The sequence below is a fragment of the Actinomycetospora chiangmaiensis DSM 45062 genome, assembly GCF_000379625.1.
Classification (GTDB): Bacteria; Actinomycetota; Actinomycetes; order Mycobacteriales; family Pseudonocardiaceae; genus Actinomycetospora; species Actinomycetospora chiangmaiensis.
The window spans coordinates 253,709-265,575 of the sequence record NZ_KB903243.1 but is presented as its reverse complement, the minus strand read 5'-3'; the positions used below and the strand labels follow the sequence as shown (position 1 = coordinate 265,575).

The 11,867-nt window shown below is 74.7% G+C and carries 12 protein-coding genes; 7 read left to right on the top strand and 5 right to left on the bottom strand.

Annotation, left to right across the window (positions count from 1 at the left end):
* Window positions 1-47 precede the first annotated feature (47 nt).
* Together A3CO_RS0120780 and A3CO_RS0120775 are read left to right on the top strand one after the other, a co-directional pair.
* Entirely contained in the window at window positions 48-263 is a 216-nt protein-coding gene (locus A3CO_RS0120780; RefSeq protein ID WP_018334176.1) for a dodecin, read from the top strand.
* A gap of 47 nt (window positions 264-310) precedes the next feature.
* Complete coding sequence (locus A3CO_RS0120775; protein WP_018334175.1) at window positions 311-1,552, top strand: MFS transporter; 1,242 nt, start codon at window positions 311-313, stop codon at window positions 1,550-1,552.
* 10 nt (window positions 1,553-1,562) lie between these two features.
* Here A3CO_RS0120775 and A3CO_RS0120770 read toward each other — a convergent pair whose 3' ends face one another.
* Window positions 1,563-3,047 (bottom strand): glutamate-cysteine ligase family protein, encoded by a 1,485-nt coding sequence (locus tag A3CO_RS0120770; RefSeq protein ID WP_018334174.1) that lies wholly within the window; start codon window positions 3,045-3,047, stop codon window positions 1,563-1,565.
* Between the two features lie 368 nt (window positions 3,048-3,415).
* Window positions 3,416-3,964 carry a bifunctional nuclease family protein gene (locus tag A3CO_RS0120765; protein WP_018334173.1) on the bottom strand — a complete coding sequence of 183 codons (549 nt, stop codon included), beginning with the start codon at window positions 3,962-3,964 and terminating at the stop codon, window positions 3,416-3,418.
* Between the two features lie 208 nt (window positions 3,965-4,172).
* On the opposite strand from A3CO_RS0120765, the gene A3CO_RS0120760 reads away from it, so the two are divergent.
* Together A3CO_RS0120760 and A3CO_RS33500 are read left to right on the top strand one after the other, a co-directional pair.
* Window positions 4,173-4,991: a TrmH family RNA methyltransferase gene (locus A3CO_RS0120760; RefSeq protein WP_018334172.1), complete on the top strand. Its 819-nt coding sequence runs from the start codon at window positions 4,173-4,175 to the stop codon at window positions 4,989-4,991.
* A gap of 28 nt (window positions 4,992-5,019) precedes the next feature.
* On the top strand, window positions 5,020-5,688 hold the full coding sequence (locus tag A3CO_RS33500) for a DUF2537 domain-containing protein (protein WP_018334171.1): 669 nt from the start codon (window positions 5,020-5,022) through the stop codon (window positions 5,686-5,688).
* On the opposite strand, the gene sepH is transcribed toward A3CO_RS33500, so the two are convergent.
* Entirely contained in the window at window positions 5,674-6,642 is a 969-nt protein-coding gene (gene sepH / locus A3CO_RS0120750) for a septation protein SepH (protein ID WP_018334170.1), read from the bottom strand. The two genes, A3CO_RS33500 and sepH, sit on opposite strands and share 15 nt — an antisense overlap.
* 123 nt (window positions 6,643-6,765) lie before the next feature.
* Entirely contained in the window at window positions 6,766-7,893 is a 1,128-nt protein-coding gene (gene serC / locus A3CO_RS0120745) for a phosphoserine transaminase (protein ID WP_026204821.1), read from the bottom strand.
* Between the two features lie 128 nt (window positions 7,894-8,021).
* Between serC and pdxH the strand changes: the two genes are divergently transcribed.
* Entirely contained in the window at window positions 8,022-8,669 is a 648-nt protein-coding gene (gene pdxH / locus A3CO_RS0120740; RefSeq protein ID WP_018334168.1) for a pyridoxamine 5'-phosphate oxidase, read from the top strand.
* 182 nt (window positions 8,670-8,851) lie between these two features.
* Here pdxH and A3CO_RS0120735 read toward each other — a convergent pair whose 3' ends face one another.
* Window positions 8,852-9,130: a hypothetical protein gene (locus A3CO_RS0120735; RefSeq protein ID WP_157647732.1), complete on the bottom strand. Its 279-nt coding sequence runs from the start codon at window positions 9,128-9,130 to the stop codon at window positions 8,852-8,854.
* Between the two features lie 142 nt (window positions 9,131-9,272).
* Here A3CO_RS0120735 and A3CO_RS0120730 point away from each other — a divergent pair, with 142 nt between their 5' ends.
* Both A3CO_RS0120730 and A3CO_RS0120725 read left to right on the top strand, forming a co-directional pair.
* A complete protein-coding gene (locus A3CO_RS0120730) occupies window positions 9,273-10,577 on the top strand; it encodes an MFS transporter (RefSeq protein ID WP_018334166.1) in 1,305 nt (434 codons plus the stop codon).
* A 25-nt stretch (window positions 10,578-10,602) separates the two neighbouring features.
* Window positions 10,603-11,865: a sensor histidine kinase gene (locus A3CO_RS0120725; RefSeq protein ID WP_026204820.1), complete on the top strand. Its 1,263-nt coding sequence runs from the start codon at window positions 10,603-10,605 to the stop codon at window positions 11,863-11,865.
* Window positions 11,866-11,867 lie beyond the last annotated feature (2 nt).

The following is an 11,867-nucleotide window of genomic DNA, read 5'->3' as shown; positions in this document are numbered from 1 at the left end:
GGAACCTCCCGTGACCCGGCAGTCACCCCGTCGGACGAAGGAGCCCCGTGGCGGACAACATCTACTCCAAGACCGAGATCGTCGGCACCTCCGAGGTCAGCGTCGACGACGCGATCAAGGGCGCGATCAAGCGGGCGTCGCAGACGCTGCGCGAGATCGGCTGGTTCGAGGTCAGCGAGATCCGCGGGCACGTGCAGGACGGCGACGTCGCGCACTTCCAGGTCACCATCAAGGTCGGGTTCGCGCTGGAGGACACCAAGTAGTCCTTCTCACCGACCGGAGGCGAAGTCGTTAGGTAGGCTCAAGAATCGTGACGGCGGAGTCGGCGACCATGTTCGCGTCGCTGCGCATCCGCAACTACCGGCTCTTCGCCTCCGGCCAGGTGGTCTCGCTCGTCGGGACCTGGATGCAGCGGGTCGCGCAGGACTGGCTCGTCCTCAACCTCTCCGGCGGCAGCCCGGTCGCGCTCGGGGTCGCCGCGGCCCTGCAGTTCGGGCCCACCCTGCTGCTCTCCCTCGCCGGCGGCGCCGTCGCCGACCGGTACGACAAGCGCCGGGTGCTGATGGGGCTGCAGGTCGGCATGGGCCTCTGTGCGCTCGTCCTGGGCGTGCTCGACGTCACCGGCACGGCGACGCTCGGCATCGTCTACCTCCTGTGCTTCCTCAACGGCTGCTTCTCGGCGGTCGACGCCCCGGTGCGGCAGTCCTTCGCGGGCGAGATGGTGGGCCCGGGGTCGCTGCAGAACGCGGTCGCGCTGAACTCGATGACGTTCAACACCGCGCGGATCGTCGGCCCGGCCATCGCGGGCCTCATGATCGCGGCGGTGGGCACCGGCTGGGTGTTCCTCGTCAACTTCGCGACCTTCGCGGCGGTCCTCACCGGCCTGGCCCTCATGCGGCCTGCCGAGATGTTCGCCTACGAGCGCGTCGGCCGGGCGAAGGGTGCGATCCGGGACGGACTGCGCGAGGTCCGGCGGCGTCCCGACCTGATGCTGCTGCTGACCGTGGTCTTCTTCGTGTCGACCTTCGGCATCAACTTCTTCATGACCCTCGCGATCACCGCGCGGCTCGTGTTCGACCGGGGGGCCGAGTCCTACGGCCTGCTGACCTCCGCGCTCGCCGTCGGCTGCCTGCTCGGCACCTTCGTGGCCGCGCGACGGGTCGGCCGGCCGCGCATCCGCACGGTGCTCGTCGCCGGCCTCTTCTTCGGCGTGGCCGAGCTGTTCACCGGGGTCATGCCCACCTACGCGCTGACCGCCCTGCTCCTGGTCCCGACCGGCCTCGGCCAGTTGGTCTTCACGACGGCGGCCAACGCGGCCGTGCAGCTCGGCGTCTCGGAGTCGATGCGCGGGCGGGTGATGGGCCTCTACGTGCTGGTCCTGCTCGGCGGCACTCCGCTCGGGGGCCCGGTGCTGGGCTGGATGGCCGACGCCTGGGGTGGGCGCGCCCCGCTGGTGGTGGGCGGCGTGCTCACCATGGCCACCGTCGTCGTCGCCGCGGGCGTGGTGGCCTGGCAGGCCCGCCGCGCCCGGACGGTGGCGGCGCCCGCCTGAGGGACGCGCGCTACATCAGCGGCCAGGCGTGGACCGGGATGTTCTCGGACATGTTCGACACGTAGCGCTCGAGCATCCGCTCCATCGCGGTCGGCCGGGAGCAGCCGTCCTTCTCCAGCGCGTGGACCATCGAGGTCTGCCAGGAGGCACCCGTGCACCCCGTGCGGCAGCGGGCCTCGATGACGGCGAGGTAGCGGTCGGCGACCGCCGGGTCGACGTCCCACGCCACGAGTCCGGACCGGGCGAGCGGCAGCAGCGTGTCGAGCACGAGCCGGTCGACCGGCACCGTGCCCGCACCCGGCCAGAACAGCTCCGCGTCCAGGCCGTGCTGCGCGCCCGCGACGAAGTTCTCGTGCGCCGCGGCGAACGTCATCGCCGTCCACGGCGGGTGCTCGCTCGCCACGAGCGCCCGGACCAGGCCGTAGAAGAACAGGGCGTTGGCGACGGCGTCGACGGCCGTCGGCCCCGCGGGGAGGACCCGGTTCTCGAGGCGCAGGTGGGCCACCCCGTCGGCGACGTCGTAGACCGGCCGGTTCCAGCGCCACACCGTGCCGGAGTGCAGCCGCAGCTCGTGGAGCTGCGGGGCGCACCCGTCGTCGAGCACGGCGAGGGGGTCCTCGTCGTCGACCAGGGGCAGCAGGGCGGGGAAGTAGCGGACGTTCTCCTCGAACAGGGTGGTCACCGAGGAGGCCCAGCGGTCGCCGAACCACACCCGCGGCCGCACCCCCTGGTTGCGCAGCTCCACCGGACGCACGTCCACCGACTGCTCGAACAGCGGCACCCGGGTCTCGGCCCACAGCCGGTGCCCCAGCAGGAACGGGGAGTTGGCCGCCAGGGCGACCTGCACGCCGGCGATCGCCTGTGCGGCGTTCCAGTGCGCCGGGAAGGTCTCCGGGGTGAGCTGCAGGTGCAGCTGCAGCGAGGTGCACGCCGCCTCGGGGGCGATCGAGTCGACGTCGAGGACGAGGTGCTCGGGATCGCCGCTGCGGGGGGCGGCGATGTCGAGGTGGAAGGGCTCGCCGCGGGCGCCGACCATCTGCCGGTTGAGCAGGTCGTAGCGCGGATCGTCGGTGAGCTGGTCGGAGTCGAGGTGCTCGGGACGCAGCGTCGGGAGGATGCCGATCGTCACCGGGGTGGCCCCGACGACGGCCGCCGAGCGGCGGGCGCACCCGATGGAGGCGACGACGTCGTCCTCGAGGTCGCAGGCCGAGGTCCCCGGCAGCGTCCGGGGCGGCAGGTTGATCTCGAGGTTCCAGCGGCCCAGCTCGGTGGTCAGCAGGTCGGAGGCCGACCGGTCGAGCACCGCGTGGTTGAGCATCGCCGGGCGCATGCCGTCGTCGACCAGGGCCAGCTCGAGCTCGACACCGGTGCGCAGCTCGTCGGCGGCGAAGCGGCCCTCGGCGACCATGCGGCGCAGGGCGTCGAGGCAGCGGTGGACCTTGCTGCGGTACTCGTCGCGGTCGGACAGGGCGGTACGTGAGACGACCCGACCCATCAGAGTCGGATCCCGCCTCCCGCCGAGGGACGGCACCGCGGTGGGCTGCCGAGACGGGTACGGGAGTGCGCCGGGACGGTCGGTACGGCGGTCGGCCCCATCAGTGCCCGGCTCCCTCTCTCGGCCCGTCCCTGCCCGCGGAGTCCGGCAGGGTCGGACGGTGCTCTTCTCCCCCGACGACCCGGATCACGGTGACACAGCCGGGTGTCACGCACCAGGGGCGACCACCGTTCGCCTCGTCATAGCGTCCGTTCAGCGGAGATACGCCATAACTCGCGTCCGCTCGGCGCACATGCAGATGCGGTGGTCGCAGCAGGCGATGCATCGGGTGTGAGCAGTCCGTCGCGTCGGGGCCGACCTCGGGACCGTCACGAACCGCGACCGAAGTCCTCCGGGGAGACGTTGTCCAGGAAGGCCCGGAAGCGGTCGACCTCCTCCTCGTCCGGCACCCCGGACCCGCCGTCGCCCTCCTCGCCCGCCGCGGCGTCCGACTCGTCGTCGTCGACCAGCACGCCGGCCTCGACGAGCACCGCCTCCGTGGCGTGGATCGGGACGTCGACGTGCAGGGCGATCGCGATGGAGTCGCTGGGGCGGGCGGAGACCCGGAGACCGCGGTCGAAGACCAGGTCGGCGTAGAACGTGCCGCCGCGCACCTCGGTGATCTCGATCCGCTCGAGGGTGCGCCCGAGCGCCGACACGACGTCGGCGATCAGGACGTGCGTCAGCGGCCGTTCCGGCAACCGGCCCTGCTGCTCGAGGGCGATCGCCTCGGCCTCCGCCAGGCCGATCCAGATCTGCAGGCACCGCTTGCCCGTCGTCTCCTGCAGGAGCACCACCGGATGCCGGTTGGCGTCCGACGCCGTCTGCTGCGCCGCGTCGTCGACGGCGAGGACGCCGACCACCCGCATCTCGCTCACGTTGTCGCCTCCCGTATCCGGGGGGCGCTCTGCGGTCCTCGGTCGAGTCCCGCTGCGCCTCCCGGCCCACCCCATCCTGTCAGCCGCGGACCGTGCCGTCAGGGCCGAGCGCCGCGCGCCGTGCCCCACCCACCCGCATGCCCCGTGCCCCCGGGCGGCACACCCGAGGGTTCCCGCCACCGGAGATCAGGTCTGGAACGATGCGGGCGTGGCACGGATCGTGGAGCTCGACGGAGCGGGGGACCCCGACACACCCGCGCCCCTGCTCGACGACTTCCGCGACCTCTCGCGCGCCGACCGCCGCCCCGACCGGCCCGGGGGACGGGGCCTGGTGCTGGCCGAGGGCACCGTCGTGGTGCGCCGTCTGCTCGCCTCGCCGTACCCGCCGCGGGCCCTGCTCGGCGTGCCCCGCCGCATCGAGGAGCTGGCCCCCGAGCTCGACCCGCTCGACGTCACGGCCTTCGTCGCCGACGCCGACACCATGGCCCACGTCGTCGGGTTCCACCTCAACCGCGGTGTCCTGGCCAGCGCCGACCGTGCCCCGGCCCCCGACCTGGACGCCCTGCTCGCCGCCGCGACGCGGGTCGCCGTGCTGGAGGGTGTCAACGACCACGAGAACCTCGGTTCGCTGTTCCGCAACGCCGCGGCGCTGGGGGTCGACGCGGTGCTGCTCGCCCCGGGCTGCGCGGACCCGCTCTACCGGCGCAGCGTCCGCGTCTCGATGGGTCACGTGCTGCGGGTGCCGTTCGTGGCGGGGACCTGGCCGGAGCTGACGGCGGCGCTGCGCGCCCACGGCTTCGTCCTGGGCGCGCTCACGCCCGCCGGGGACGTCCCACCCGGCGGGCTCGCCGACCGGGAGCGCGTCGCCCTGCTGCTCGGCGCCGAGGGGCCGGGGCTGTCCGACGAGGCCCTCGCCCTCGCCGACCACCGGGTGCGGATCCCGATGGTGCCCGGCGTCGACTCCCTCAACGTCGCGACGGCGGGGGCGGTCGCCTTCCACGCCGTCGGCAGCGCGGTCGTGGCGTGATCCGGGCGAGCGCAGCGACGGGGACCCGGTGACGGTGCTGGAGGTCGGGGCCCGTCGCGGGCGCGCCCTGGTCGGCGGCCACCCCGTGGGCGGGGCCGTCGACGAGGGCTGGGGCCACTACGCGCCGGGCGCGGACCTGCCGGCCGAGGTCGTCGCCGAGCTCGACGACTGGGCGCGGGCCGCCGATGCGTGGGAGCGGTCGGGCACCGGGCCGCGGTCGACCGAGGGGGTCCGGGTGAGCCGGACCGGGCGGCACCTCGCGGCGCGCGTGTCGGTCGTGCTGCGGCGCCCCGTGGACTACCGCGACCCCGTCACCGGGCTGCGCATCCCGCTGCGGGCGGTGACGACCGCGCCGCGCGTGCCAGCAGTGCCGCTCCCGACCCGGCGGCGGGGCCGGCGCGCGCCCGGCACCGTCTCGACCGTCTTCACCGAGCCCACCCCGTGGGCGACCGGGCTGACCCTCGCGGCGATCGTGGCGGGCCTCGTGCTGGCGGCGAACCTCACGCTCGCGCTGCCGTTGGTCGCCGGGCTGGGGTGGTTCGGCGTCCTGATCGATCTCGTGGTCGTCGCGGGCCTCGTGCCCGCGCTGTGGCTCAACCGCACCGTCCCCACCTGGCGGTGGGCGGTGTGGGGGGCGTTCACCGGGATGGGGCTCGCGGTGGTGCCCCTGCTGGTCGCGGCGTCAGCCGCGGGGTGAGCGGACCCCGAGCAGCACGTCCTCCCAGGACGGGACGATCGGGTGCGACTTCTGGCGGCCCTTCGACGGCCCACCCGCCCCGCCGCCCCCACCGCCGTCGTCGCGGCCCGGGTCGGTGCGTGAGGCGTCGCGCGGCCGCGCCTGGCGGGGTCGCTCGGGGGAGCGCTGATCGGGCACGCCCCGCGAGCCGCGGCCCCGGGGCCCCGCCTGCGCCCGGGCGGAGGGCCGCGGGGCCGGACCGCCGCCGACCGCGACCGCCGACTCCTCCTCGTGCGCCGGCTCGGCCGGCTCCTCCGGCAGCGCCGCCTGCGCCCCGCTGTTCCCGACGACGGGTCGCGCGGCGGTGCCGTCCGCGCGCCGCGGTCCCGGCGCGGGGGCGAGTCCCATGACGTCGCGCGCCGACTCGTCGCTCGGCAGCACCGCCCCGCCGGAGGCACCCGGCGTGTAGGTCCAGTGGGCGAGGTGGTCGGAGTGCCCGGTGCGCCACGACATGGCCACCACCCAGCGTCCGTCCTCCCCCTTCCAGGCGTCCCAGGTCGCGTCCGAGGCGTCCTGGCCGCGCCCCGAGAGCACCGTGCCGATCATCTCCCCGAGCGTGCGCGGGTCGGCCGGGCCGTCCGCCGGCACGTGGTGCCCCCGCCGCGCGATCTCGGCGACCCGGGCGCGCTCGAGCAGCACCGGGTAGGCGAACCGCTCGACGTGCGCCGCCGGCACCCCGGCCCCCGACGCCACGTCGGCGACCGACTCGCCGCTGCGGATGCGCGCCTGGATGTCGCGCGGCCGCAGCGGGGACGTCGTCTCGATCTCCATCTGTCCCAGCCGACGGACGTCGCCCCGCGCGGCGGCCCGGAGCCGCTCGTCGGAGGGGATGGTGAACCGCTCGTGGCGGATGGGGTCCTCGAGGATCACCGTCGACGTGTCGTCGCCCAGGCCCACGACCCGGAGCTCGCGCATGGTCGGCCTCCCCGGTAGCCCTGCAAGTCCACCGACGACGCTAGGCGAGCGCCTGCCCCGGTCGAGGGAGGCGCGCCGACCGACTCGCCCTGGTCGGGTCGAGCTCCGCTGCGCTCCGTCTCCCTACGCGCCCGTGAGCGCGCCCACCACGTGGTCGATGCACTCGGTCAGCTTCGAGACGTCGTCCGGGTCGACGGCCGGGAACATCCCGATCCGCAGCTGGTTGCGGCCGAGCTTGCGGTAGGGCTCGGTGTCGACGACGCCGTGGGCGCGCAGCACCTTCGCCACCGCGGCCGCGTCGACCTCGTCGGCGAAGTCGACGGTGCCCACCACCTGCGAGCGGTGGGCGGGCTCGGCCACGAACGGCGTCGCGAAGTCCGACTTCTCCGCCCAGGCGTACAGCCGGTCGCTCGAGTCCTTGGTCCGCGCCGTCGTCCAGGCCATCCCGCCGGCCTCGTTCATCCACTCGACCTGGTCGGCCATCATGATCAGCGTCGCGACGGCGGGCGTGTTGTAGGTCTGGTCCTTGCGCGAGTTGTCGATGGCCGTCGGCAGCGACAGGAACTCGGGGATCCAGCGGTCGGTGGCGGCGATCTGCTCCACCCGCTCGAGGGCGGCCGGGCTCATCAGCGCGATCCAGAGCCCGCCGTCGGAGGCGAAGCCCTTCTGCGGGGCGAAGTAGTAGACGTCGGCCTGCGACACGTCGACCGGCAGGCCCGCCGCCCCCGAGGTCGCGTCGATCGCGACGAGCTTCCCGTCGCTGCCGGCGGGCCGGGCGACGGGGACGGCGACACCGGTGGAGGTCTCGTTGTGCGCCCAGGCGATGAGGTCCACCGAGTCGTCCGAGCGCGGCTCCGGGGCGGTGCCGGGGTCGCTGGAGACGACGATCGGGTCGGCGAGGAAGGGCGCGCCCTTCGCGACACCGGCGAACTTCGAGGAGAACTCGCCGTAGGTGAGGTGCAGCGACCGCTCGCGGATCAGTCCGACCGCCGCCGCGTCCCAGAACGCCGTCGACCCGCCGTTGCCGAGGACGACCTCGTAGCCCTCCGGCAGCTCGAACAGCGTGCCGAGCCCGGACCGGATGCGGGCGACGAGGTCCTTCACCGGCTTCTGCCGGTGGGAGGTGCCCATGACGTGCGCCGCGTCGGCGACCGCCTGCAGCTGCTCGGGGCGGACCTTGGAGGGACCGCACCCGAAGCGCCCGTCGGCGGGGAGGAGCTCGGCCGGGATCGTCACTGATTCAGCGCTCACCCCGGCATCCTCGCAAGCCCGACCGGTCGTTGTCCCCGGGTATCGCGCCGCCCGGGTCGACCGGTCCGCGATTTGTCCCATCTCTCACGGGGTTCCCGCCGGCCGCCGGTGCTGCCTACCGTGGCCGCGTGAACGCACCGATCGCGGACCTGCGTGTCGACTACCGCGCCGGCGAACTCGAGGTGAACGATCTCGCGCCGACGTGGCACGAGCAGCTCACGACGTGGCTCGGCCAGGCCCGCGACGCCGGGCTGCCGGACCCGAACGCGATGGTGCTGGCCACCGTCGACGACGAGTACCGGGTGACCAGCCGGACGGTGCTCGCGAAGGACGTCGACGCCCGCGGGGTCACCTTCTTCACCAACTACACCTCGGAGAAGTCCCACCAGCTGCGGCAGACGCGGCAGGCCTCGGTGACCTTCCCCTGGTACGCGCTGCAGCGGCAGGCCACGGTGATCGGGTCGGTGGAGCTCCTGGGCAAGGAGGAGACCGCGGAGTACTGGCGTGGTCGGCCCCGCACCTCGCAGCTCGGCGCGTGGGCGTCGCCGCAGTCGGCCACCGTGCGCGACCGGCAGGCGCTCGAGGACATGTACGCGACGGTCGAGGCCCGCTTCGAGGGCGAGGAGGTCCCGCCCCCGCCGCACTGGGGCGGCTGGCGCCTGCTCCCGACCCACGTCGAGTTCTGGCAGGGCCGCACCTCCCGGCTCCACGACCGGCTGCGGTTCCGGTTCAACCCCGCCCGCGGCGACTGGGTGGTCGAGCGTCTGGCGCCGTGACTGTCGGGGGTCGCCGCTAGCCTCCGGGACATGGACGAACTGGTGTTCGACGAGGCCCGATCGGTGATCGTCGGGTCGACGCTCCGGGCCTTCGCCACGGACGGGCGTCCGACGGCCGAGGTCGAACGCCTCCTGGTCCACGTCGCGCGGACCGCGTCGATCCCGGACCTCGCGGACGCGGCCTACGACCTCGCGGCAGCGGTGCTGTCCCCCGTCGCGTGGGGCGCGCTGTGTGAGGAGCCGAGCTGGACGCCGCGGCCCAGGCGGGCGCACCGGTCGAGGTGCGGCTCGTGGTCACGGGGGCGAGTCCCGAGCAGGCGCGAGCACTCGTTGACCGTCCGCGCGAACTCGTCCGCGAGGCGCTCGGTCCCGTCGGCGACCCGGGCGAGGGCGCTGCGGTGCACCGTCCACCCGTCGGGCCGGCGGACGTCGCCCACGACGACGGGGTCGGACCGGACCACGTGCACGAGGACGTCGACGTCCGCGCCCCGAACGGTCAGGCACCGACGAGATCGCGCAGCGGGGACGGGCCGGGTGTCCGATCCGTGCATCGTGGCGGGGCTCGCCCCCTGACCCCGGGGGATCCGTGCTTAGGATCGTTCGGTGAGCGAACGACCTCGGCGCGGCCTCCTGGCCGACACGACCCCGCTGAAGACCCCCGCCTTCCGCCGGCTCTGGACGGCGGGTGTGGTCACCGTGGTCGGGGCCCAGCTGACCGTGGTCGCGGTGCCGTTCCAGCTCTACGAGATGACGGGTTCGTCGGCGTGGGTGGGCCTGACCGGGCTGTTCGGGCTGGTCCCGCTCGTGGTGTTCGGGCTGTGGGGCGGCGCGATCGCCGACGCGGTCGACCGGCGGATGCTGCTCGTCGTCTCCGGCGTCGGGATCGCCGTGACCTCCGCGCTGCTCGGCGTCAGCGCCCTCACGCACCTCGGCGGGCCGTGGACGGTCCTGGTCATCTTCGCGGTGCAGACCGCGTGCCTCGCCGTGAACCAGCCGACCCGGTCGGCCGTCCTGCCGCGCATCCTGCCGCTCGACCAGCTGCCGGCGGCCAACACGCTGTGGTTCACCGTGCAGCAGCTCGGCGCCTTCGCCGGCCCGCTGGTCGGCGGTGTGGCGCTGGCCTTCGTCGACGTCGGGGCGCTCTACCTCGTCGACACGATCTGCCTCACCGTGTCGATCTGGGCGGCCTACCGGCTCCCGCGGCTGCCGGTCGCCGCGGACGCCGAGGGCGGTCTCCGCGGGGTGGTGCACGCGATCCGGACGAGCGCCGGGCTCCGGTCGGTCGTCGACGGCTTCCGATACGCGGCGATGTCGAAGGTCCTGCTGGTCAGCTTCCTCGCGGACCTCGTCGCCATGGGCTTCGGGATGCCGCGTGCGGTGTTCCCGCAGGCCGCGGTGGAGACCTACGGCGCTGGGCCCGCGTACGGGCTGCTCTCCGCGTCGATCGCCGGCGGCGCGGCCCTGGGTGGGCTGCTCTCCGGGCGGCTGCACGGCATCGCCCGCCAGGGCGTCGCGGTGACGATCGCGGTGAGCCTGTGGGGGGTCGGCGTCGCGCTGGCGGGGCTCACGTCCATCCTGTGGCTCGCCGTGCTGCTCCTCGCGGCCGCCGGTGCCGCGGACCTCGTGAGCTCGGTCTTCCGCTCGACGATGCTGCAGACCGTCGCGACCGACGAGATGCGCGGCCGCATGCAGGGCGTGTTCGTGGTGGTCGTGGCGGGCGGACCGCGGGTGGCCGACCTGTGGCACGGCTGGGCCGCCGACGCCATCGGGACCGGCGCCGCGACCGCGCTGGGTGGCGCGGCCGTCGTCGTCGGGATGCTCGCGGTGGTCCTCGCCTTCCCCGCGTTCTGGCGCTACCGGGCCCCGACCGCGGGCGCGACCCAGGACGCTCCGGCGAGCCAGGCGTAGCCGTCGGGGCCGTACCCTCCGCCGGGTGACGACCCCGACCGACCGCTCCGTCACCGCGCTCGTCGGCACCGTCCTCGGTGGCTACGGGCTCCTCGCCTATGCCGCCGTCGCGCCCGGGCTGAACGTCGTCGGGGCCCTTCTGGGCCTGGTGCTGGCGCTCGCCGTGCTCGGTGTCCAACTCGGCTACGTCAGCCGGCCGGGGCGGCAGCGCTCCCGCGAGGGCACCGCCGTCGCGCTGCTCGCGCTCGCCTGCCTGCTCTACGTCCCCGTCGTCGCCGTCGGTGTGGCCTGGATCGGCTTCGCGGGCTTCCTGGCCGGCAGCCTCGTGATCCTGCTGCCGCCGCGGGCGGGGCTCGCCGGTCTCGCGGTGGTGGTCGTGTCGGTCGGGGTGATCGTGGCGGTCGCGGGGGCGCCCCCGCTCGCGGTGATCACCTCGGCGATCGGCACGCTCGTGACCGGTCTCGTGGTGTCGGGTCTGACGCGGCTGTGGGCGATCACGACCGTCCCCGTGCCGGTCGTGACCGTCGAACCCCCGGTGGCGGACGCCCTCGAGGACGCGCCTAGTACGGACGCGCCTAGTACGGACGCGCCTAGTACGGACGCGCCCGGGACGGACGCGTCGGAGCGGGACGCGCCGGCTGGGGACGGACCGGGGGAGGACGACGCCTCACCGGAGGAGGCGGCGCCGACGGGGGACGCCGCGTCGGAGGAGGGAGACGGGACGCCGGAGTCCGGGACACCGGAGTCCGGGACACCGGAGTCCGGGTCGCCGGAGCCCGGGTCGCCGGAGCCCGGGTCGCCGGAGCCCGGGTCGCCGGAGCCCGAGGCCCCGGAGGTGGCGCCGGAGCCCGTGCGGGAGCCGGTGCCCGGCGAACCGGCGGCGGAGGACCCGGTGGCCGACCCGCCCGACCGGTCCGCGCTGGCGGTCGGCCTCGGCTCCGCGCGCGCCGAGCTCGACGCCGCCGGGGTGGAGCTCTCGGTCCTCGGCGAGGACGTGGTCCTGCCCGAGGAGGTCGGGACCCTGTTCGCCGCGCTCCTGCGCGTCGCGGTCGGGCACGCGGCGCGGCACGCGGAGGCCACGACCTGTCACGTCACGATCGTCCGTCGCGGGGCCGAGGCGCGGATCGTCGTCACGCACGACGGCGCCACCGACGACCCCGACCCGGACGACTTCGAGGCCCTCGGCGAGCGGTTCGACGACCGGGACGGCTCCGTCCTCGCCGAACGCGACGACGCCGAGTTCACCGTGGACGGTCGGCTGCCGGTGCCGGGTGGCTCCGCCCCGTGAGC